This is a genomic window from Streptomyces sp. CB01881 (assembly GCF_002953255.1).
GTDB lineage: Bacteria > Actinomycetota > Actinomycetes > Streptomycetales > Streptomycetaceae > Kitasatospora.
The window spans coordinates 116,459-138,212 of record NZ_CP026498.1 but is presented as its reverse complement, the minus strand read 5'-3'; the positions used below and the strand labels follow the sequence as shown (position 1 = coordinate 138,212).

Here is a 21,754-nt window from a genome sequence, read left to right as displayed (position 1 = left end):
CCGCCGCCACGCCCGTCCGACACCCCCGAGGTGACCCAGCCATGAGCAGAGCGCGCCGCCCGAACGCCGGGCCCCGGCCACCCGCACCCGCGGGCCCACGGCACGCCGGCCGTTCGTCCGGCGGCTCCGGCCCGTCCGCCGACCCGGACCCGTCCGCCGACCCCGGCGTGGCTGCCGGCCCGTCCGCGGACCCGTCCGCCGATCCGTCGCCGGCTCGCACCGCGGGCGTCGAGGGCCTCGTCAAGCGCTTCGGAGCCGTCCAGGCCCTGGACGGCGTCACGCTCGACTTCCCCGCCGGCAAGGTGACCGCGCTGATGGGTGAGAACGGCGCCGGCAAGTCCACGCTGCTGAAGATCCTGACCGGGGACCACCAGCCCACCGCGGGCCACGTCGTCCTCGACGGCCGGCGCGTCGACCTGCGGTCCCCGGCCCGGGCGAGAGCCCTCGGCATCCGGATCATCCCGCAGGAGCCCGAGATCATCCCGCACGTCTCGGTCGCCGAGAACGTCTACGCCGGCTCCCTGCCCAGGGGTGCCGGCCGCCGCCTGGACCGCGCCGAACTGCGCCGCCGGATCACCGCCGACCTCGACCGGCTGGGCTTCGCCGGAGTCCTCGACCCCGACCTGCCCGGCTCCCGGCTGACCTCGGCCCAGCGCCAACTGGTCGAGATCCTGCGCGCCCTGACCGGCGAGGCCAAGCTGATCGCGTTCGACGAGCCGACCTCCTCGCTCTCGGAGCACGAGGTCGAGGCCCTGTTCGCCCTCATCGGCCGGCTGCGCGAGCAGGGCATCGCGGTCGTCTACGTCTCGCACCGGATGCAGGAGATCTTCCGGCTGGCCGACCGGATCGCGGTCCTGCGCGACGGCGCCCTGGTGGGCGTGCAGGACGCGCACCGCACGAGCGAGGGCGAACTCGTCCGCCAGATGGTCGGCCGTGACCTGTCGGCCCTGTTCGTGCGCCGCACCGTCGCCACCGACCGGGTCGTCCTGGAGGCCCGCGGCGTCACCACCGACCACGTGCGCGACATCGACCTGACCGTCCGCGCCGGCGAGGTCGTCGGCCTGGCCGGCCTGATCGGCGCCGGACGCTCCGAGCTGGCCCTCGCCCTCGCCGGGGACCTGCCCGTGCGCGGCGGCACCGTCACCCTGGACGGCCGGCCCCTGCCCGCCGGCAGCCCCCGACGGGCGATCCGGGCCGGCCTCGCCCTCGCCCCCGAGGAACGCAAGGCCCAGGCGCTGTTCCTGCACCGCTCCGTCCGCGACAACACCTCGATCGCCGTCCTGGAACGGCTGCGCCGCCTGCGCTTCGTGAAGCGCACGGCCGAACGCGACCTCGCGCAGCAGTACGCGGAGCGCCTGCGGGTGCGCACCCCGTCCGTCGAGCACGAGGTCGGCAAGCTCTCCGGCGGCAACCAGCAGAAGGTCGTCCTCTCCCGCTGGCTGGCCCGCCGCCCGAAACTGCTGATCCTCGACGAACCGACCCGTGGCATCGACGTCGGCGCGAAGGCCGAGATCTACCGGATCATCGCCGACCTCGCCGAGGAGGGGGTCGCCCTGCTGGTCATCTCCTCCGAACTGCCCGAGATCCTGGGCCTGGCCGACCGGATCGTGGTCATGCAGGGCGGGCGGATCACCGGCGAACTGGGGCGCGACGACGCGACCGAGGAAGCCGTCCTCCAACTCGCCATGGCCGACGACATCACCGGCACGACCCCTTCCGGAGCATCCTGATGACCACCGCCACCACCCCGCCGGCCCTCAAGGGCGCGCCCGACGGCCGCCCTGCCCGCCCGATGGCCCTGCTCGCCGGCATCGGCGGCCAGAACCTCAGCCTCGTCTGCGCGCTCGGCGCCGTGCTGGCGGTCTTCGGGGCCCTGAACGACAACTACCTCAGCTGGACCAACATCCAGGTCATCGCCGAGGCCGCCACCATCACCGGCCTGCTCGCCGTGGTGCAGACCGTGGTGATCATCTGCGGCGGCCTGGACATCTCGGTGGGTTCGCAGGCCGGCCTCGCCTCGGTGGTCAGCGCGATAGCGTTCACCTCCGCGGGCTCCGGCGCCTTCGCCGGCATGGCCGCCGCCGTCGGTGTCGGGGCGCTCGTCGGCGTGCTGAACGGTGCCGTGATCGTGTACGGCCGGGTGAACCCCACCATCGCGACCCTCGCGGGCCTCGCCGCCTACAAGGGGCTCGCCCAACTGGTCTCCGACGGCCGGGCGCAGGGCTACGTCCTCAACGACGCGGTGTTCGTCTTCCTCGGACGCGGAAAGATCGCCGGGCTGCCGGTGATGGTCTGGATCCTGATCCTCACCGCCCTGGCGGTGCACGTGCTGCTGAAGTACACCGACATCGGCCGCAACCTCTACGCGATCGGCGGCAACGACACCGCGGCCCGGCTGGCCGGCATCGCGATCAACAAGTACCTGGTCGCCGTCTACGCCCTGATCGGCGTGGTGGCGGCGGTCGCCGGCATCCTGCTCACCGCCCGCACCGGCTCCGGGCAGCCGGTCTCCGGCAGCGAGGGGCTGGAGCTGAAGGCGATCACGGCCGCCGCACTGGGCGGCAGCGCCCTCAAGGGCGGCCGGGGCGGCGTCGGCGGCACGCTGCTGGCCGTCGCCCTGCTGGGCGCGCTGGACAACGGCCTCACCGTGCAGGGCATCAACTCGTTCTGGCAGAACGTCGCCCAGGGCGCGCTGCTGGTCGTCGCCGTGGTCGTCCAGCAGCGTCGCAGCGGCGAGCGCGCGGTCGGCCTGCCCGGATAGCCGGCGGACGGACCCGGTGCGCCACCGCCGGGGGCAGTCCTCCCGCTGCTGGCCCTGCCGCCCGATCGGGAGCCCGCGTCAGCGTCCACCCATGGCCGCCTGGGCCGTGAAGGCCCGCCGGTAGTCGGTCGGGGTGACGCCGACCCGGGCGGTGAAGTGGCGGCGCAGGTTGGTCGCGCTGCCGAGGCCGCTGCGCTCGCCGATCTGCTCGATGGGCAGGTCGGTCGCCTCCAGCAGCGACTGGGCGAGGGCGAGCCGCTGGTTGAGCAGCCACTGCAGCGGGGTGGTGCCGGTGGCGGCCTGCAGGCGGCGGAAGAAGGTGCGCGGGCTCATCCGGGCGCGTCGGGCCAACTCGTCCACCGTCAGGGGTTGTTCGAGGTTGGCGATCGCCCACTGCAGGACCGGTGCGAGGCTGTCGTCGTCCGCGACGGGCACCGAGAGGTCCACGAACTGGGCCTGCCCGCCCGGGCGGTGGGCCGGGACGACGAGCTTGCGGGCCAGCTGGTTGGCCACGTGCGCGCCGAGGTCACGCCGGACGAGGTGCAGGCAGAGGTCGAGGCCGGCCGCCACGCCCGCACTGGTCAGCACGTCCCCGTCGTCCACGTAGAGCACGCTGTCGTCCACGGTGACGGCCGGGTAGCGCCGGGCCAGGTCGGCGGTGTGCGACCAGTGCGCGGTGGCCCGGCGTCCGTCCAGCAGGCCGGCGGCCGCGAGGGCGAACGCGCCGGTGCACAATGACACCATCCGCGCCCCCGCCCGTGCCGCGCGCCGCAGTTCCGCCACCAGCGTCGGCGGCACCTCGCGCTCGCCCGTCACACAGGCGTCCGGCACCGAGGTGACGAGCACGGTGTCCGCGTCGGCCAGCGTCTCCCAGCCGTACTCGGCGCGCAGCGAGAAGCCGAACCCGCCGAGCGGCCTGGGCGGCGCCTCGGCGTCCGGTGTCTCGGCGCAGAGCCGCAGCTCGTACCAGCGCTCGGCGAGCTCGGGCTGCGGGATGCCGAAGACTGTGCAGGCCATACCGAGTTCGTACAGGTCCCAGAGTGGGAGCTCGGTGTGGTCGAGAACGGCGACGGCCACGGTGCCGGGGCCGCGTCCGGGGGTGTGCGGTAAGGCGCTCATGCCCGGCAGCCTACTGGCAGGGATGGCAGGAATAGTACGGCGAAGGGCAATCCTGCCACTGTCGGCGGTCTCGTCGGGCGACGAGAGTGAGCGATGTCGATCAAGACCGCATCCCACCAGGGAGATCACCCCATGCCGCCGCTGAACCCCGCCCGCGCCGCCGGGCCTGCCGATCCCGCCCGCGCCGCAGATCCCGCCCGCGCCGCCGGCCCTGCCGATCCCGCCCGCGAGCCCGTGACCGTCCTCGGCCTGGGCGCGATGGGCAGCGTGCTCGCCGCCGCCTTCCTCGCCGCCGGCCACCCCACCACCGTCTGGAACCGATCCGCCGCCAAGGCCGAACCGCTGGCCGCCCGCGGCGCCGTCCGGGTGGCCACCCCGGCCGAGGCGGTTGCGGCGGGCCCGCTGATCGTCGCCTGCGTCCTCGACTACGACGCCCTGCGCGCCGTCCTCGCCGGAACAGAAGCCCTGCTTCCCGGGCGGACCCTGGTGAACCTCACCTCCGGCTCCCCCGAACAGGCCCGCGAGCTGGCCGGTTGGGCCGCCGAGCACGGCCTCGCCTACCTCGACGGCGCGATCATGATCACCCCGCCCGGCATCGGCGGCCCCGACGCGACCCTGCTCTACAGCGGCGCGCCCGGGGCGCTGGCCCGCCACCGCGACACCCTCGCCGTTCTCGGCGACCAGGTCGACCTCGGCCCGGACGCCGGGCTCGCCGGCCTCTACGACACCGCGCTGCTCGGTCTGATGTGGTCCTCGCTCAGTGGCTGGCTCCAGGGCGTGGCCCTGGTCGGCGCCGATGGCGTCCGCGCCGCCGACTTCACCCCCGTCGCCACCCGCTGGCTGGCCGGTGCCGTGGCCGGTTTCATCGGCCGCTACGCCGCCCAGGCCGACGCCGGCGCGTACCCGGGGGATGACGCCAGCCTCACCGTCCACCTCGCCGCGATGGAGCACCTGTTGCACGCCGCCCGGGCCCGAGGCGTCGACACCGCCCTGCCCGAACTCCTCGCCCGCCAGACCGAACAGGCCATCGAGGCCGGCCACGGCGCCGACAGCTACGCCCGCCTGATCGAGGGGATCCGGAAGTGACGACCGCCGCCCCGGCTCCCGCCGCCACGGACTGGCCCGCGCTGGTGACGGAGGCCGCCGCCCGGACCACCGTGCTGCTCGACCGGGCCGCCGAAGCCGACTGGTCGCGCCGCCCGGAGGGCAGTGACTGGACCTGCCGCGCGACCCTCGACCATCTCGCGCTCGGCCTGCTCGGCTACGCGGGCCTGTTGACGGCCCGTCCGGCCGACCGTTACATCACCCTGTTCGGCTCGCTCGACCCGGCCGCGCCGATCCCGCACTGCCTGGAGGGCCTGCGCATCGCGGCGGCCCTGCTGGCCGGAGCGGTCCGGGACGCACCGGCGGACGCCCGGGCATGGCACCCGTGGGGGCACTCGGACGGATCGGGATTCGCGGCCATGGGGACGGTCGAACTCCTCGTCCACGGCTGGGACCTGGCGGGCTGCCTGGGCCTCGACCGGTCGGTTCCGGACGAGCTCGCCGGCCCGGCCCTGGCCCGGCTGTTCCCGGCCGCTCCGACCGGCCACGCCCCCGGGGGCACCCTGCTCCGGTGTACCGGCCGCATCGCCCTGCCGGGCCTGCCCGAGGTGCCCGCCGGCGCGTGGAGCTGGGACGGCCGGGTGCGCTGAACGACGGCGGTCAGGAGCGCGGGGTCCAGAAGGCGACCAGCCGGGCGGCGCCGGGCCCGACCGCCTTCCAGGAGCCCTCGTAGGTGAGCACCGCGATGGCCGAGGTGGGGAAGGCGGCACTCATCCGGGCCGTCAGGTCGCCCTCGGACTCGCCGGCGAGGATCTCCGCCAGGGCGTGGATGCCGGGATTGTGGCCCACCATCACCACGTCGTCCACCTCCTCGGACAGCTCGGTGAGCAGGGCGAGGAGCTCGCCGGGGCTCGCCGCGTAGATCCGCTCCTCGTAGACGGTCCCGGGGCGCTCGGACAGCTCGGGGGTGAGCAGGTCCCAGGTCTCCCGGGTGCGCGTCGCCGTGGAGACGAGGGCGAGGTCCGGGGTGATGCCCGCACCGGCCAGCCAGCGGCCCGCGGCCGGCGCGTCCCGGCGGCCCCGTTCGGCCAGCGGGCGCTCGTGGTCGTCGATGACGTCGCTCCGCTCGGACTTGGCATGCCGGACCAGGACGATCCTGCGGGTTCGCACGGTGCTCACGAGGGTCTCCTCCTCCACACGGCCGACAACTCGCTCCCCGGCCGGGGCTGGTGCTGTGACCGGGAAGGACCACCAGGTTGCCCGATCGTGGCGGCGAGGACGGGCCCGCCACCCCGGCGCAGACCCTTCCTGCTGCGGATCCGGGCGCGTTCGCGGCGCTGGGCGGTCGGGAAGCCGGGCGGTCGGGCGGTCGGGAGGACGCGAGCTCGGGACGTCAGGGTGCCGGGGCGTCGGGCGTTGGCGTTGCGCCGATCCGCGGGTGGGCGCCGACGCGCTCAGGCCGCGGGCACCTCGGCGACCACCAGCTCGCCGACCGCCTCCGCCAGGACGCCCCGGGCGTGCTCGCCCAGCCCGGAGTCCGTGACGAACACGTCGACGTCCTCCAGCGCCGCGAACCCGCTGAGGCCGACGACACCCCACTTGCTGTGGTCCGCGACCACCGCGACGCGCCGGGCGGAGGCGATCAGCGCCCGGTTGGTCTGCGACTCGGCCAGGTTCGGCGTCGTCAGGCCGGCCTTCTCGGACACCCCGTGCGCCCCCAGGACCAGCAGGTCGACGTGGAGCGCCCGGATCGACTGGTCCGCCAGCGGCCCCACCAGCGCCGCGGACGGCGTGGGGGAGCCGCCGGTCAGCAGCAGCGACGGCGCGTCCGGATCGTGCTGCTCCCCGGCCGAGCGGATCAGGTCGGCGACGGGCAGCGAGTTGGTGACGACGGTCAGCCGCGGCACCCGCAGCAGCCTGGCCGCGACCGCGAAGGCCGTCGTCCCCGCCGAGATCGCGATGACGCTGCCCGGTTCGACCAGCGCCGCCGCGGCGTCCGCCACCGCGGCCTTGGCCGCCGACTCCAGACCGGACTTCACCTCGAACCCCGGCTCGGCCACCGCCGTCTCCGAACCGAGCACGGCACCCCCGTGCACCTTCTTCACCGTGCCCGAACGCTCCAGCGCGTCCAGGTCCCGGCGGACGGTCATGTCGGAGACCCCCAGCTGTTCGACCAGGTCCGCGACCCGCACGGCACCGCTGCGGCGCACGATCTCGGCGATCAGCGCCTGCCGCTGATGGGCCAGAAGTCCCGAATCCGCCACAGCCCCGCTCCCCTCATCAGCCAACCGAAAACACCAGAACCAAACAACTACCAAGGATACTCAACCCGAAGGCGCCGTCCCCCCGCACCCACCGGTACCGTCCCTCCGTACCTGCGGACGGTACCCGGAGCCGCGGCCCGGTGTGATCATCCTTCCAGCCCTGCTGCACCAGCGAACGGAGAGACGGACGCCGGGGCACCGAGACCGCCACGGCAGTGGACGCCGGGGGGCGCCGCCGTCGGGCACGGTTCACGCCTGCCGAGGGTCCGGCGCGGTGTCGAGCTGCTCGGCGAGGGCGGTCAGGGTGACGCCGAGCGGGAGGGGGAGGGTCACCTCCGCGTACGCGTCGCCGCGCGTCGCGCCCTGGTTGACGATCGCGACGGGCTTGCCGGTGCGTGCGGCGTGGCGCACGAAGCGCAGGCCCGACATGACGGTGAGGGAGGACCCGAGGACGAGCAGTGCGCGGGCGTCGTCGATCAGGTCGTAGCAGTGCTGGACACGGGGCCGGGGCACGTTCTCGCCGAAGAAGACGACATCGGGCTTGAGGATGCCGCCGCAGGCCGCGCAGGGCGCGATGCGGAAGGAGTCGGCCAGCGCGTCGGGCAGCTCCACGTCCCCGTCCGGGTTGATCCGGGCGCCGGCGGCCGCGGCCGGGCCGTTGAGGTCGTGCAGGCGGCGGTCGAGCTCCTCGCGGGTGCTGGTGCGCCCGCAGCCGAGGCAGACGACCCGGTCGAGCCCGCCGTGCAGCTCGACGGCGTCGACGGTGCCGGCCGCGCGGTGCAGGCCGTCGACGTTCTGGGTGATCACCGCCGACACCCGGCCGGCCCGGCGCAGCCGTTCGACGGCCCGGTGCCCGGCGTTGGGCCGCGCCTCGGCGATCGAGCGCCACCCTGCGTGACTGCGGGCCCAGTACCGGCGCCGGCCCGCCTCGCTGCCGGTGAACTCCTGGTAGGTCATCGGCGTGTGGCGGCGCAGCAGGCCGGTGGCGCCGCGGTAGTCGGGGATGCCCGACTCCGTGGACAGTCCCGCGCCGCTCAGGACGGCGACGCCCCGCGCGGCCAGCAGCCGGCGGACAGCGTCCAGCCCGCGGGCCGGCGGCGCGCTCCCGTGGTCGGCCGGCTCTCCGGGGACTCGGTCTGGGGGCATGCAGCCAGCGTAGGGCAGCCGCCGTCCGAACGACCTGCCGCCCGCCGCCTGCCGCCTGCCGCCCGCCCCGTCCGGCGAGGGGCGGGCAGCACGGACGGGGTCAGCCCGCGGGGGTGCCCAGGGCGGCGACGTCGGCGCGCAACGCGGGCAGGCCCGCGTACATCGTGCCGCCGGGGCAGTCGGTCGCGAGCCAGTCGCGGTGGCCGCTGATCATGTCGACCGGCTTCGTCACGCCGTTGACCGGGTTGACGAAGGTGACGTGGGCCTGCGGGTCGAGGTGGTGCGTGCCGGTGAGCAGGGCGAGCAGGCAGGTCAGCGAGCGGCGGGCCTGCGGGGTGGGGTCCTGGCTGCTGAGGGTGCCGAGCAGGGCGATGCCGAGGTTGCCGGAGTTGAAGCCCGCGGTGTGGAAGGCGGTGACCACGTTGCCGGCGGTGTCGTGCGCCGGGACGCCGTCGTCGCCGGACCAGCGGCCCTCGTAGATCCGGCCGGCCTCGTCGATCAGGAAGTGGTAGCCGATGTCGCCCCAGTCGTTGGTGATCGCGTGGTACTCGTAGATCGCGCGGACGGTCGCCGCCGGGTCGGGATCGGCGTTCGGCGTGTCGGTGTGGTGGACCGTCAGGGTCTGGAGCGGGTAGTACTTCGCGGGCGAGTTCTCCACGCCGTTCTTGAAGCGCTTGGACTCGTCGGCGCCCCACGCGGCCCGCGAGAGGTACTCGACGCCGGCGAAGGAGGCCGGGGCGGACGCGGCGACGGCCAGCGTGCGGACCGGCCCGTGCACGGTGTCGATCGCGGCGGTGCGGACGTTGCCGGCGCCGTCGGGCAGGCGCAGGTCGTAGCCGGGCGCGCCGCCGGCGGCGACCAGTGCGGTGGCGGTGCCGATGGCGCCCGCACCGGCCGGGCGCCCGGGGCCGTCCGGCCCGCCCGCGCAGCCGGCGGGCAGGGGCTGCCACGCGCCGGGGGCCGCGCCGTCCCGGTGGAGCCGGATGGCCGCGCCGCGCCGGGGGCCGTCCCAGCTGACGCCCACGTACCGGATCGGGAACCCGGCCCGGACGGTCGCGGCCTCCGGGCCCGTCGCCGACTGTGCCCGGGTGGCGGGCGCGCTGACCGTCCGCGCGGCCCGCCCGGAGGCGGGCGAGGGGGCGGTGGCGGGCGGGACGGGGGCGGCGGTCGCGGCGGATGCGGCGGCCGGGGCGACGGCGAGCGCGGCGGCGGTGGCGCCCAGTGCCCCGACGACGGTGCGCCGGGTCACGGCGGGCTGCGGGTTCGGCATGGAGGTCCTGTCCAGGGTGCGTGAAAGGCCGGGAGGGGGCGATGACCTGCTCCGATCCCACGCCCCCTTGACTGATCATCAGTCAGGCGCGAATGTACCCGACTGATCGTTTCGGCTGGTCAGACGGCGGACGATCTCCGCACATCCCTGCCCGAAGAGGCACCTGGCCCGCACCGGGGCGGTGGAGGGCGGCGGCCCGGTGTGGCGGCACCCGCCCCGGGCCGCCGCTGTGCCGGGCCGACCTGCCGCCGGCCTGCACCCCGGGGCGGGGCCGCGGTCAGGACGACCCGGGGAGGGGGCGCGGTCAGGACGACCCGGAGAGGGGGCGCGGTCAGGAGGCCTCGACCGCCGCCTTGATACGCCGGCCGAACGCGGGCGCGTCCTTGCGGGCCGCGCTCAGGGCCACGCCCACCAGGAGCCTGCCGAACCCGTGCCCCTCCAGCGAGTTGAAGATCCGCACCCGCGTCGTGGTCCCGGTCAGCGGTGTCAGGTCGTAGCCCCCGACGCTGGAGGTGACGAGGTTCCGGGAGACCTCGGTCCAGCGCAGCGTGGTCGGGGCGTCCAGTGCGGTGATCCGGATCTGCCGCCTGGTCCGCATCCCGGCGTCCTTGACCGTGCTGGTGAACACGGTGCCGGGGGCCGTCGGGCCGTCGGGGTCCTTGCTGATCTCCAGGACTCGCGGGCTGAACTCGGGGTCGTTCCTGCCGTCCGCGAGGTAGGCGAACACCTCCGCGATGGGCCGCTCGACCTCGATCACGGCCTCGAACTGACCTGCCATGGGTCCTCCTCCGACCTTCCTTCGACAATTCGGTGACGTTGCGTCATGGTTCCAGTACGCACGGGTGAATGACGTCAGGCGCGGCCCTGCATAGACTCGGGCGCCAGCTGTCCGGACGAGCCGAGGAGCCCCCGCATGCCCACCCCGCCCGCCAGCATCGGCGTCGGTGCCACGGCCACGCCCCTGCTCGACGAAACCATCGGCGCGGCCCTGGACCGGGTCGTCCGCGCCTTCCCCGAGCGCGAGGCGCTGGTCGACCTGCCGGCCGGCCGCCGCTGGACGTACCGCGAGCTGTCCGCCGAGGTCGACCGGGTCGCGGTCGGTCTGCTCTCCCTCGGCGTCGGCCGGGGCGACCGGGTCGGGATCTGGGCCCCGAACTGCGCGGAATGGGTGTTCGTGCAGTACGCCACGGCCCGGATCGGCGCGATCCTGGTGACCGTCAACCCCGGCTACCGCACCCACGAACTGGAGTACGTGCTGAGGCAGTCGGGCATCCGCACGGTCGTCGCCGCGCCCTCGTTCAAGACCTCCGACTACGCGGCGATGCTCGCCGAGGCGGCGCCGCGCTGCCCGGAGCTGAAGGACGTCCTGCTGATCGGCTCCGCCGCCTGGACCGGCCTCCTCGCTGCCGCTGCTGCCGACGCCGACGGGCCGGCCCGCGCCGAAGGCCCGGCCGGTACCGGCGTCGAAGGCCATGCCGGTACCGGCGCCGGGCTCGCCCCGGACGACCCGATCAACATCCAGTACACCTCGGGCACCACCGGTTTCCCCAAGGGCGCGACGCTCTCGCACCGCAACATCCTCAACAACGGGTTCTTCGTCGGCGAGCTGTGCGGCTACACCGAACACGACCGGATCTGTGTCCCGGTGCCGTTCTACCACTGCTTCGGCATGGTCATGGGCAACCTCGCAGCCCTGTCGCACGGCGCCTGCGTGGTGATCCCGGCCCCCGCCTTCGACCCCGCCGCCACCCTGCACGCGGTCGCCGCCGAGCGCTGCACCTCGCTCTACGGCGTCCCCACCATGTTCATCGCCGAGCTCAACGACCCGGGCTTCGCCGATCACGACCTCTCCAGCCTGCGGACCGGGATCATGGCCGGCTCGCCCTGCCCCACCGAGGTCATGAAGCAGGTCGTCGAACGGATGGGCATGCGCGACGTGTCGATCTGCTACGGCATGACCGAGACCTCCCCGGTCTCCACCCAGACCCGCGCCACCGACCCGCTGGAGCGCCGCGTCTCCACCGTCGGACGGCCCGGCCCGCACCTCCAGGTCAGGATCGCCGACCCGCAGACCGGACGGACCGTCCCCCGCGGCACCCCCGGCGAACTCTGCACCCGCGGCTACTCGGTCATGCTCGGCTACTGGGACCAGCCGGACCGTACCGCCGAGGTGGTCGACGCCGACGGCTGGATGCACACCGGCGACCTCGCCGTGATGGACGAGGAGGGCTACCTCACCATCACCGGCCGCATCAAGGACATGGTCATCCGCGGCGGCGAGAACATCTACCCCCGCGAGATCGAGGAGTTCCTCCACACCCACCCCGACGTCCTCGACGCCCAGGTCATCGGCGTCCCCGACGCCAAGTACGGCGAGGAGCTGATGGCCTGGGTCCGGCTGCGCCCCGGCGCTCCCGAGCTGACCCCCGAGGCCCTGCGCGCGTACTGCACCGGCCGGATCGCCCACTACAAGATCCCGCGCTACGTGCACCTCGTCGACGAGTTCCCGATGACCGTCACCGGCAAGGTCCGCAAGGTCGAGATGCGCGAACAGGCCGCCGGCCTGCTGGGCCTCGCGGCGGAGGCAGGCCCCCCGCTGTAGTCGTCGCCTGCCGGGCCGGGCGCGGGGAGTTCCGTCGGGTGAAGAGGTGTCACGTCGTGCCCTCCGGCTCCGTCGTCTGCAACGCGTGGCGGCAGGTGAACGGACTGGAACCCTAGGCGATCGGCGGGCAGCTTGGTTACGGCCTCCAGCGCCCGCAGGTACACCGGGCGCGGAGCCCGTACGTCACCGGCCTCCCATCACTGGACAAGCCGCTTGTTGGCGTCGTTGGGTTCGCCCATGGCGTCACCTGCGTCGCGGAGCCTGCGTGCCATCTCGTCCTGACTGAGGCGGAGGCTGATGCGAACGGCACGGAATGTCTCGTTCGGGGTCGTCATGCGTCCAAATGTAGGCCGTGGCAGGCCGTTGTGACACCGAAATGACGCCTTGCAAAAGGCCGAAGTGACGCCTTGTTGACGTTACTCGGACACTGCGTGACGAGGGAGGATCGGTTCTGCTCGCCGGCAGCAGAACGGATCGAAAGGGGCAACCTCATGGCGTCGTCAACGTCGCGTTCCAAGCCCGGGAGGCGTGCCGTGCGCACGCCCGCGTCGACCAAGCCAGCCGTGAAGTGGTCCCCGCTGGACGACTACCGGGCCGCCAGGCGGGACGACAGCTTCGCGACGCCCGCCGAACGGATGTCGAGGGACTCCATCCTCGCGCACTTGCGTCTGCACCAACTGCCGCGCCAGGAGATGCCCTTGAGCGCCGACAGGCTCCAGCCCGTCGACCCGTGGGCGCGGCTCCTGGCGACACCCGGCAGGCAACGAGCGCGGGTCATCCGCGCCGGGCTTGCCCCGTCGTCTCATCCGCCTGTCCCTACCCACCCCCGAGGTACCCCTGTGCGCGGACCCTTCCGCCTCCTGGACTGGACCATTCAGCCCGACGTCGCTTCCGACCGGCCGCCGGCGCTCCACACATTCCGGTGCGTGGGGGAGGCCGAGGACGGTACCCCCTGCGGCGCCGAGGGGCCGGGCCGCGCGACGCTGGAGGACGCCCAGCGCTGGAGGACCTTCGACCACATCCGGGAGACGCCGGAGGAGATGGCGTACGACGCCGAGAACGTCGCCCTGACGCTGGCCATCATGGAGACGGCCGGGGTGGCCCCGGACCGCGAGCTGTGGGCCGGCCCGAACGAGAGCGAGGCGGGTGTCCGGTCGATCGTCTGGCACACGCCCAGCTCGAACTGCGGCCCGATCAAGATCGAGAAGAAGCCGAAGCCGAAGCCGAAGCCCAGCAAAGTTGTTCCGGCGTAACAGCCGGCCACGCTCGGGGCAGTCCCTACGCTGATGCGGGAAGGGAGATTCCATGGACAGTTGGACCGACCCGCAGTACGCGGACCTCGTCAGGAAGTACAACGAGGTGGCAGAGGGCAGGAGGGCGAGACGGAGCAACCCGTAACGCGCGTGTTCCTCGTTGACCCCGACTCGGAGTAACCCACCGACCGGCCCGGCTGTTCTGACGTCCCCCACGGAGGACGGCCGGGCCCCTGAATGCCCCTTCCTCGCACCGGTCGGAGCAGTCGGCAACGGCCTCTACCCACTCGGTCCGTCACCGACATGACGTTCCGGCGCGTGACTGGCCGGCCCCTCTTCGCCTTGCACAGGGCTGGTGATCACGGGATTGCGACGCGCTGTGATCACCGGGAGACCTGCTTCTCTGCGCGGTGTCCTGGAAATCAGGCAGTGCACACAGTCGCGGCGGGGCGCCGACCAGCGGTGAACGCGGCCGGTGGGACACCCATGAAGTGGCGGAACTCGGCCGTCATGTGGGACTGGTCGTAGTAGCCGGCCGTCGCGGCGATGTCCGCCCATCGGCCCGCATCGGCCGCGAGCACGGTGCGAACGCGGTCAATGCGTGCGAAGTGCTTGGGGGACAAGCCGGTGGCGTCGGTGAACAGGGCGTGCAGGCGGCGCTCACTGATGTGCAACCGGGCCGCGGTCGCGGTGACAGTGGTGCCGGCCAGTAGACGCGCCGCCTCTTCGAGCCGCTCCGACGGCTCCGGGCGGTCGGCCAATGCCTTTTCGAGAGCGGTGACCGGGTCGGCGGCGAGCTCGTCGATGTCCAGGTCCGGTAGTTCGCGGAGCGGCAGGACACCGTCGGCGAGACCATGCAGCGAACGTCCGAGCAGGGCTTGGGCACGACCCGGCTGCATACGAACCCGCACGCACGAGTGGCCGGGCGCGGCGACGTGATAGGCGGCACGGGTACGGGGGCCGAGGACGATCAGCTCGCGCTTGTCAGTGCGCAGGAGAAGTGTGGTGGCGTGGTCGGGCACGTCGACCGCCGCCGAACCGGCCGCCGTAGCGACATCGATCCCGGCCACCCACCGCAGAAGGGCAGGCGGCACGACGAGAGAACTCATGCGGCCCACGATAGTGCCGAAACTTCCTATCACGAGGTGTGAGAGCGCTGTCATCGTCGGGACATGATCCTTGTTACCGGTGCCACCGGCACCATCGGTAGTCACGTCGTCCGCCTGCTCACCGAGCGGGGCCTACCGTTCCGGGCGATGTCCCGCCGCGAGCGGCCCGGCGGGGTGCGGGCCGACTTCGACGACCCGGCGTCGCTGGCGCGCGCAGTGGCCGACGTCGACACGGTCTTCCTCGTAACCGTGCCCCCCGTACCAACCGCTGACCACGACATCGCCCTGGTCGCGGCCGCGCGGGCGGCAGGCGTCCGTAAGATCGTCAAGCTGTCCGCCATCGGCAGCGGCGAGCGGTTCGATGGGGCGACCGTCGGCGCGTGGCACCTCGCCGCGGAGGAGGCGATCGAGGCCAGCGGGCTCGTGTGGACGATGCTTCGCCCGCCGAGCTTCGCCTCGAACCTCTTGCGGTACCGGGCCCTGATCCAGGCCGGAGAACCGATCCCGAACCTGGCCGGCGACTCCCGGCAGGCCATCGTCGACCCGAGGGACGTGGCCGCGGTCGCCGTCGCCGCCATGACCAGCGATGCGCACGACGGGCAGCGGTACGACCTGACCGGGCCGGAGCTTCTGACGTCCGCAGACCAGGCGGCGATCCTGGAGGGCGTGCTGGAACGGCCGGTCAGGATCACCGACACGAATGTGCTCGACCGGTTGCCGGCCGGGATGGTCACTGGCATCGGCTGGGCACGCGCCGGCGGTGCGGCCTACGTCACCGACCACGTGCCGCGGGTGCTCGGCCGGCCGGCGGGCACGTTTGAGCAGTGGGCACGCGACCATCGGGAGGCATTCGCGGCAATGCCGTAACCGAGCGTCGCCGACGGCCGCCGGGCCTCTGGTAGTTCAAGGGATACAGCCCGTTCTCCTCTGGTGCTTCGCCGGAGCTGGTGAGAGCTCGCGCAGATGGGTGTGGGGTCATGGTCGCCGGGTGGGACCAGCGCCCTCAGCCGTCCCAGGTGGCCACCGTGGCGCAGGCGGTCATGAGCAGCCAGCCGAGGACGGGGACGGCCAGGGTGGCGGCGAGCGGCTCTTGCGACGTGACGAAGACGAGGCAGCCGAGGAAGGCCATGACGGCGACGAAGACGGCGATGGAGAAATAGAAGGGGGCCGGTTTCAGGCCCAGCCGTGACCAGGACACGCCGGTGGCGGTGAGTGCCGATCCCAGGCCGACCAGGAGGGCCACCTCAAGGGAGGTCAGCCAGGGCGTGCCCGGGTTCTGGGCGCGGTGCCCGTGGTAGGAGACCTCGGCCACCTGCCCCCGGAAGACCGCCAGCTCCACGTCCACGCCGATTGTCGCGTCGTAGTAGAACTCCGAGTCGACCGTGTAGCTGTGCCCGGGGGCCGTCTCGCGTGCCACGGTCAGCGTGTAGGTGGTGGACTCGCCGCCGGTGCCGGTTTTCCTGGCCGTCACCTTGCCGGTCTCGCGCCGCACGCAGTCCGTGCCGGGCGTGTGCGCCGCCGTGCCGCACACCGGGGCGGTGCGGTAGGCGCCCACCGCGTCGTTCGCGTCGACGAACCAGCTGAAGCCGAGAACGGTGGTGGCCAGTCCTGCCAGGAGGAACAGGCCCTTCGTCAGTGCGCGGGTGACCGCTCCGGAGGGCCGGGGCCGGGGCCGGGGCCGGGCCGGAGGCTTCGCGTCGCTGATCCGAGTGTTCATCGCAACCCCCATCGATCGCGTCCACGGGCACCTCCCCGATGCCCAGCAGAGATGCTTCCAGGGAGGTGGCCGATAGGGGAGTAACCCGGCGTTCTTGTAGCGAAGTTGTGGAGATCCCGGCCCGAGGGGCGGGCCTCGGGCCGGGTCGGAGGTGTCGGACAGGGGCGATCGCCGTGGAGATGGTGGGTCATGGGCAGCCATCCGAGGGTGGGGACTGCCGCCCGCCGCCGGGGGTGGCCGGACGGCGGGCGCAGCGGCTGTCTAGGGTCGTCACCATGACGAGGACCACCCCGCCGCGCCCGCTCGACGTCGAGGCGCTCTTCCCGGAACTGGCCGCCCACCGGGGCACCACCACCCGGCTCCACCCGCGGCCGGGCCGCCCGGAGGCGACGGCCAGCCACATCGGAGGGCCGCTGCTGTGGCCGGCGGACGAGCCGTGGCCGGTGTGCCCCCAGCCGCACGGCCGCCGCCGCGGCAGGCGCCCGGCCGACATCCACCGCTACCGTCAGGTGCTGGACACGGCCTGGGCCCGCGACCCCTCGTCGGGCCCCACCGACGAGGAGCGGCAGCTCCTGGGTGAACTCAGGCGGGAGTACCGGCTCGAACCGGAGGACGCGGCCGCCCCGACGCCGTTGATCGGCCTGGCCCAGCTGTACCGCCGGGACCTCCCCGACCTGTCGGCCGGACCGGACGGCTGCGACCTGCTCCAGGTCTTCTGGTGCCCCTTCGACCTGCACGGCCCGACCGGCTACGGCATGCACCTCGACCTGCGCTGGCGTCGTTCCCGGGAGGTGGCCGAGGTGCTGGCCGCGCCGCCGCAGCCGCAGGTGGTCGGCTTCGACGGGTACGTGCCCGAGCCGTGCGTGCTGCACCCGGAGCAGGTGGCCACGTACCCGTTCGCCGGCCTCCTGCCCGAGGACCTGTGCGCCCGGATCCACGCCTGGGAGGACGCTCGGGAGGAGGCCGAGGAGGAGGCCGCCGAGGAGAACCGCGAAGAGCACGCCGAGGAGTCGGCGGACGAAGGCGCGGACCGGTCGGCCCGCTACCAGTACGACCTCTCCATCCCGCCCGGCTGGCGCGCCGGCGGCTTCGCCTCCTGGCACACGACCGACCCGGGCCCCATGGACTGCCGGGCCTGCGAGACACCGATGCACCTGCTGCTCACCGTCGACAGCTCGGAGTGGGACGGCGGCAGCGGCAGCTGGAAACCACTGGAGGAACGCGACCTGCCGGCACACCGGTACGCCACGCCCACCGAGGTGACCGTCGGCCGCTGGGGCGAGCTCAACGTCTTCGCCTGCCCCGCCGACCCCGGCCATCCGCACGGCTGGAGCATCCAGTAGGTCGCGGGGCCCGGAGGCCCGTCAGCCAGTAGGCCGCGGGCCCCCGGCCCCCGGGTCAGCCGGAGAGCCGCCCGACGAGGTCGGCCAGCGCGTCCGCCAGCGCGTCGAGCCCGGGGCCGGCGGGGCCCCCGGGCTCGTCCATGTAGAGGTCGCGGCGGATCTCCACCATGAGGGCGCTGACGTTCGCAGCCTTCCCGTAGTGCCGCAGGGGCACGTACGTCCCCGCGAACGGGCTGTCGAGGCCGATGCCGCCGAAGCCCGCGAACGCCTGCCGCGCCGCGTCGAGCAGCGCGGCGGGCGTGTGGAACGGGTCCGTGCCGAGACAGACCGGCGGCCTGGGCCCCTCGCCGTGGAGCTCGTACGGCAGGGCCTTCGTCGGGTACGAGTGGACGTCGATGACCACCGCGCGACCGACCGCTTCGAGACGCTCCTCGACCGCGGCCGTCACCGCCTCCGCGTACGGGTGGAAGTAGCGCTCCAGCAACGGCCGGCCGTCGAAGTCCTCCGGACGGAGCGCCTCGCGGTGCGTGGTCCGGGTGTAGACCGCGCCCATGCCGGCCGCCAGCATCTCCTCCCGCTCGTCGGGGAAGCGTTCGGGGTCGACGACCAGGCGCGAGAGCCGGTTGACGAACCGCCAGGGGGTGACGCGCGCCGCGGCCGCCGCCCTCGCGGCGATCTCCGCCGTGTGCGCGTCGGTGATGTGGTCGAGTTCCCGCGTGAGCGCCTCCTCGTCCAGCACGATCCCGGCGCGGACCCCGGCGGGTATGTCCCGGGAGGAGTGCGGGACGTGCAGGATCACGGGGGAGTCGGGGGCGCCCGGGTGGAGCCGGAAGGAGGTGGAGGCGTCGGTCATCTGGTCCTCGCAACGTGTCGGGTGTGGTTGGTGATGAGGTGTCACCGACATCATGTCCGTCCGACGGCCCGCCTGCTGCGGCTCGTCCACAGCGGCGCGTTCACCGCGGCTCGCCTGCTGCGGTCCGTTCACCGCGGCTCGTCTACTGCGGCCCGGGGTCGCCGGGGAGGCGGTCCAGGGCGGCGGCTACGTCGGTGTCGCGGGCGGTCTCCGTGAGCGCGCGGGCCAGGACCGAACCCGGCTCGCGGGCGGACACCACCAGCCCGACCGGCACCGCCCGGGCGGGCCCGGTCATCGGCACCGCCCGCATGCCGTACGGCACGCCGAAGACGTGCAGCCAGGTGTGCGGGACGATACTGGCCCACCTGCCCGTCCGGACGTGGGCGAAGAGGGCCGCCACGGAATCGGTCTCGACCCGGGGCGACGGCCGCAGCCCGGTCTCGGCGAACAGCTCGTCCAGCACCCGGCGGCCCTGCATTGCCGGGGTCAGCAGGCAGAGCGGCAGCTGCGAGGCCTCCGCCCAGGTCGCCGTGGTCCGGTGGGCGAGGCTGTCGGCGCCGCCGGTGAGCAGCACGTACCGCTCCTCGTACAGCGGAACGGCCCGGAGGTTCTCGGAGAGGCCTCCGTGCAGGTAGGTGACTCCGGCGTCGAGTTCGAAGTTCTGCAGCCGCCGGAGGATCTCCTCCGACTGGAGGTCGGCCCTGACCTCCACGGTGACCAGCGGGTGTGCCGCGCAGAACGGGCCGGTCAGCTGGGCGACGGCGCCGGACGCGGTCGGGACGGCCCCGATCCGCAGCCGGCCGCTCAGCCCGCTGCGCAGGGCGCCGACCTCGCTCCGGAGGGCGTCACGGTCGGCCAGGATCCGCTGCGCCCGCACGACGATGCGTTCGCCCTCGGGCGTGAGGCCCTCGTACTTGCGGCCGCGGAGGACCAGCGGGACGTCCAGCTCCTCCTCCAGCTTGCGGATCGCCTCGGAGAGGGCGGGCTGGGAGACGTGACAGGCCTGCGCGGCGCGGGCGAAATGGCGCTCCCGGGAGAGGGCCACCAGGTATTCGAGTTGACGGAACAGCACGTCCCGGGTCTACCGGACCGCCGGCTCGGACGCCAGTCGGCGCCTCGGTGGGACAGGTCGGCGCCTCGGTGGGACGGGGCGGAAGCTGCTCATGATCCGGTCCGGCTCTTTCCCTCTCCGCCCCGTCCGGAGGGTGCACCGAATTTCCGGGTATTCACGAGTGTCGTTCGCGAATATCCGAATTCTGGCGTGGGAGCAGCTTCCGTCGCCCGTCCTGAAAAGTCAAAGAGGGGCCGCCGATAAGCCGATAGGTATGGCTTATCGTTTCGGATAACCGGCGCCGATCGGGCCATCGGTAATCCCTCTTTGACTTCTCCGGGAAATTCGCGGAAGGTGCGCGGAGTGATGAATCCGGGACGAGGAGCGGGTCGGCGCGTGCTGAGGACCAGGGGGAGCGGCCGGAGGCGTGCGGCTGCCAGGGTGCGGCGCGCGCTCTCCCCGCGGGGCGCGCTCGCCCTGAAGAGCGTCGACGGCGCCCTGTCCTTCGCCCTGCGGGCCGCGCTGGCGATGGCGTTGCCGGCGGTGCCGTTGGCCCTGGCCGGACACGCCGACCAGGCCGTCTACACGATGCTGGGATCCTTCGCCACCACGTTCGGCCACAACCTGCCCTATGCGCGACGCGCCCGGGTGCTCGCGCTGGTCGCGGTGGCCATGACGGCGTGCGTGGGCTGCGGTTCGGCGCTCGCCGCGTGGGCCCATCCACGGGACGGGGGAGCGGGCGCCGCCGTGGTGATCGCGGCCATGGCCGTGGTGGCCGGCATCGCGAAGTTCGCCTGTGACGCGGCACGGCTGGGCGGGCTGGGCGCGGTGCTGCTGCTCTTCTCCTTCGCCGTGGCGGCCAACGGCGCACCCGCCCCGGCCGACGTCCTTCCCCAGACCGGCCTGGCCGCCCTGGGCGCTGCCGTGGCCTGGGGTCTGGCCGTGGCGGGCTGGTTCGTCTACCCGGACCGTCCGCAGCGGCTCGCCGTGGCGGCGGCCCTGCGCGAGCTCACGTACCTGTGGGAGGCGACCGGCGGCGGTGCGGTGGGCGGGGAGGCGACCGGCGGCGGTGCGATGAGCGGGGAGGCGGCGGGCGAGAGCAGGCCCGCCCGACACCGGGCGACCGCCGCCGTTCTGCAGGCGTACCGGATGCTCGACGTCCTGCCTCCGACGGCCGCCGAGCTGGGCGCCGGCCGGGGCGGTACCTGCGTGCGCCTGACCGACCTCTCCTGGTCGCTGCTGATCGGGTCCGGCCGCCGGCCGCCGGAGGACGTCACCGGCCTGGCGCAGCACCTGCGTGGCCAGGTCCGCCTGCTGGTGAGCCGTCGCCACCGGGAGCCGCCGCTCCTGTCGGAGCTGTCGCCGCCGGCCGCCGCCACCCGGGCCGCCCCGGGCCAGGACCCGGCCGGTCCCGCCACCCGCCGTGCCGCCGCGCTGCTCGCCGCCGAGCTTCGCGCCGCCGAGTTGCTGACGGGGCAGCGCGGGGGCGGCCCCGGCCACTCCTCGGTCCTGCTCGTCCCTGCTCTGCGGATGGCACTCGGCACCGGGCTGGCAGGCTGGGCGGCCCTGCCGCTCGGCCTCGGCCACGCCTACTGGGCGGCCATCTCCGCCGCCGCGGTGCTGCACTCGGTCAATGTCCGCACGGCGGCGCAGCGCGCCGTCCAGCGCACCCTGGGCACGGCCGCCGGGCTGGTGCTCGCGCTCGGCGTGCTGGCCGCGCACCCCGGTCCCGTGGCGCTCGTGCTGGTGATCGTGCTCCTGGAGTTCCTGCTGGAGTACGTCGTGGCCCGCAACTACGGCCTCGGGGTCGTCTTCCTCACGCCGCTCGCGCTGCTGCTGACCGACCTGGCGGCCCCCTCGCCCACCGGGACCCTCGTCACGGACCGGGTGCTGAGCAGTGTTCTCGGCATCGGCATCGCGCTGGCCTGTGCGCTGCTGGTGGTCCACGACCGGGCGGCGGTCCGGGCGCAGCGCGCGCTGGCCGCGTGCACGGAGGCGTCCGAGCACGCGGAGCAGGTGCTGGAGAGCCGCCTGGAGCGGTCGTTCCCGGTCGTCCAGACGCACCTGGCGGCAGCCGTGGTGGAGTTGCGCGAGGCCGACGACGCCGCGGCCGGCGACCTCTGGCCGGCGGAGGTCGACCCGACCGAGCTCGCCGCCGCGGAGCAGCGCGCCTATCTCCTCCTGGAGCGGTTCGTCCGGTGACGGCGGGCCGGGCGGCGGAC

At 73.7% G+C, this 21,754-nt stretch carries 21 protein-coding genes; 9 read left to right on the top strand and 12 right to left on the bottom strand.

The window, feature by feature from the left end; translation table 11 throughout:
* Positions 1–41: 41 nt before the first annotated feature.
* Together C2142_RS00695 and C2142_RS00690 are read left to right on the top strand one after the other, a co-directional pair.
* Positions 42–1,730, top strand: coding sequence for a sugar ABC transporter ATP-binding protein (locus C2142_RS00695; RefSeq protein ID WP_241002300.1), 1,689 nt, complete (start codon positions 42–44; stop codon positions 1,728–1,730).
* Complete coding sequence (locus C2142_RS00690) at positions 1,730–2,761, top strand: ABC transporter permease (RefSeq protein WP_148640565.1); 1,032 nt, start codon at positions 1,730–1,732, stop codon at positions 2,759–2,761. Before C2142_RS00695 ends, C2142_RS00690 begins: the two co-directional genes overlap by 1 nt.
* Positions 2,762–2,839: 78 nt before the next feature.
* On the opposite strand, the gene C2142_RS00685 is transcribed toward C2142_RS00690, so the two are convergent.
* Positions 2,840–3,880, bottom strand: coding sequence for a helix-turn-helix domain-containing protein (locus C2142_RS00685; protein ID WP_148640564.1), 1,041 nt, complete (start codon positions 3,878–3,880; stop codon positions 2,840–2,842).
* Between the two features lie 132 nt (positions 3,881–4,012).
* Here C2142_RS00685 and C2142_RS00680 point away from each other — a divergent pair, with 132 nt between their 5' ends.
* Positions 4,013–4,966 carry an NAD(P)-binding domain-containing protein gene (locus tag C2142_RS00680; protein ID WP_148640563.1) on the top strand — a complete coding sequence of 318 codons (954 nt, stop codon included), beginning with the start codon at positions 4,013–4,015 and terminating at the stop codon, positions 4,964–4,966.
* Positions 4,963–5,574 (top strand): maleylpyruvate isomerase N-terminal domain-containing protein, encoded by a 612-nt coding sequence (locus C2142_RS00675; RefSeq protein WP_148640562.1) that lies wholly within the window; start codon positions 4,963–4,965, stop codon positions 5,572–5,574. The genes C2142_RS00680 and C2142_RS00675 overlap by 4 nt, the downstream gene beginning before the upstream one ends.
* A gap of 10 nt (positions 5,575–5,584) precedes the next feature.
* On the opposite strand, the gene C2142_RS00670 is transcribed toward C2142_RS00675, so the two are convergent.
* From C2142_RS00670 to C2142_RS00650, 5 genes are all read right to left on the bottom strand, one after another.
* Positions 5,585–6,103 (bottom strand): histidine phosphatase family protein, encoded by a 519-nt coding sequence (locus C2142_RS00670; protein ID WP_148640561.1) that lies wholly within the window; start codon positions 6,101–6,103, stop codon positions 5,585–5,587.
* 275 nt (positions 6,104–6,378) lie between these two features.
* Positions 6,379–7,188: a DeoR/GlpR family DNA-binding transcription regulator gene (locus tag C2142_RS00665; RefSeq protein WP_148640560.1), complete on the bottom strand. Its 810-nt coding sequence runs from the start codon at positions 7,186–7,188 to the stop codon at positions 6,379–6,381.
* A 249-nt stretch (positions 7,189–7,437) separates the two neighbouring features.
* A complete protein-coding gene (locus C2142_RS00660) occupies positions 7,438–8,334 on the bottom strand; it encodes an NAD-dependent protein deacetylase (RefSeq protein WP_148640559.1) in 897 nt (298 codons plus the stop codon).
* Between the two features lie 100 nt (positions 8,335–8,434).
* Entirely contained in the window at positions 8,435–9,604 is a 1,170-nt protein-coding gene (locus C2142_RS00655; protein WP_148640558.1) for a peptidoglycan recognition family protein, read from the bottom strand.
* Positions 9,605–9,935: 331 nt separating this feature from the next.
* Positions 9,936–10,382: an SRPBCC family protein gene (locus C2142_RS00650; RefSeq protein WP_148640557.1), complete on the bottom strand. Its 447-nt coding sequence runs from the start codon at positions 10,380–10,382 to the stop codon at positions 9,936–9,938.
* 135 nt (positions 10,383–10,517) lie between these two features.
* On the opposite strand from C2142_RS00650, the gene C2142_RS00645 reads away from it, so the two are divergent.
* Entirely contained in the window at positions 10,518–12,206 is a 1,689-nt protein-coding gene (locus tag C2142_RS00645) for an AMP-binding protein (RefSeq protein WP_148640556.1), read from the top strand.
* Between the two features lie 197 nt (positions 12,207–12,403).
* Here C2142_RS00645 and C2142_RS00640 read toward each other — a convergent pair whose 3' ends face one another.
* Both C2142_RS00640 and C2142_RS00635 read right to left on the bottom strand, forming a co-directional pair.
* The gene (locus C2142_RS00640) at positions 12,404–12,541 is read right to left on the bottom strand and encodes a hypothetical protein (protein ID WP_153882740.1); all 138 of its coding nucleotides are present in this window, start codon (positions 12,539–12,541) and stop codon (positions 12,404–12,406) included.
* A gap of 251 nt (positions 12,542–12,792) precedes the next feature.
* Positions 12,793–12,984, bottom strand: a complete 192-nt coding sequence (locus C2142_RS00635; RefSeq protein WP_148640555.1) for a hypothetical protein — start codon at positions 12,982–12,984, stop codon at positions 12,793–12,795.
* 148 nt (positions 12,985–13,132) lie between these two features.
* Here C2142_RS00635 and C2142_RS00630 point away from each other — a divergent pair, with 148 nt between their 5' ends.
* The gene (locus C2142_RS00630) at positions 13,133–13,459 is read left to right on the top strand and encodes a hypothetical protein (protein WP_148640554.1); all 327 of its coding nucleotides are present in this window, start codon (positions 13,133–13,135) and stop codon (positions 13,457–13,459) included.
* A gap of 422 nt (positions 13,460–13,881) precedes the next feature.
* On the opposite strand, the gene C2142_RS00625 is transcribed toward C2142_RS00630, so the two are convergent.
* On the bottom strand, positions 13,882–14,568 hold the full coding sequence (locus tag C2142_RS00625) for an AraC family transcriptional regulator (protein WP_241002299.1): 687 nt from the start codon (positions 14,566–14,568) through the stop codon (positions 13,882–13,884).
* Between the two features lie 63 nt (positions 14,569–14,631).
* On the opposite strand from C2142_RS00625, the gene C2142_RS00620 reads away from it, so the two are divergent.
* The gene (locus C2142_RS00620; RefSeq protein ID WP_148640552.1) at positions 14,632–15,435 is read left to right on the top strand and encodes an NAD(P)H-binding protein; all 804 of its coding nucleotides are present in this window, start codon (positions 14,632–14,634) and stop codon (positions 15,433–15,435) included.
* A 136-nt stretch (positions 15,436–15,571) separates the two neighbouring features.
* Here C2142_RS00620 and C2142_RS00615 read toward each other — a convergent pair whose 3' ends face one another.
* On the bottom strand, positions 15,572–16,285 hold the full coding sequence (locus C2142_RS00615) for a hypothetical protein (protein ID WP_148640551.1): 714 nt from the start codon (positions 16,283–16,285) through the stop codon (positions 15,572–15,574).
* Positions 16,286–16,560: 275 nt separating this feature from the next.
* Between C2142_RS00615 and C2142_RS00610 the strand changes: the two genes are divergently transcribed.
* Complete coding sequence (locus tag C2142_RS00610) at positions 16,561–17,628, top strand: hypothetical protein (RefSeq protein WP_148640550.1); 1,068 nt, start codon at positions 16,561–16,563, stop codon at positions 17,626–17,628.
* Between the two features lie 55 nt (positions 17,629–17,683).
* Here the strand turns inward: C2142_RS00610 and C2142_RS00605 are convergent, their stop codons facing one another.
* Both C2142_RS00605 and C2142_RS00600 read right to left on the bottom strand, forming a co-directional pair.
* Positions 17,684–18,481 carry an N-formylglutamate amidohydrolase gene (locus C2142_RS00605; RefSeq protein WP_148640549.1) on the bottom strand — a complete coding sequence of 266 codons (798 nt, stop codon included), beginning with the start codon at positions 18,479–18,481 and terminating at the stop codon, positions 17,684–17,686.
* Between the two features lie 142 nt (positions 18,482–18,623).
* Complete coding sequence (locus C2142_RS00600) at positions 18,624–19,553, bottom strand: LysR family transcriptional regulator (protein ID WP_148640548.1); 930 nt, start codon at positions 19,551–19,553, stop codon at positions 18,624–18,626.
* Positions 19,554–20,060: 507 nt separating this feature from the next.
* On the opposite strand from C2142_RS00600, the gene C2142_RS00595 reads away from it, so the two are divergent.
* On the top strand, positions 20,061–21,734 hold the full coding sequence (locus tag C2142_RS00595) for an FUSC family protein (RefSeq protein ID WP_241003094.1): 1,674 nt from the start codon (positions 20,061–20,063) through the stop codon (positions 21,732–21,734).
* The last annotated feature ends 20 nt before the right edge of the window (positions 21,735–21,754 follow it).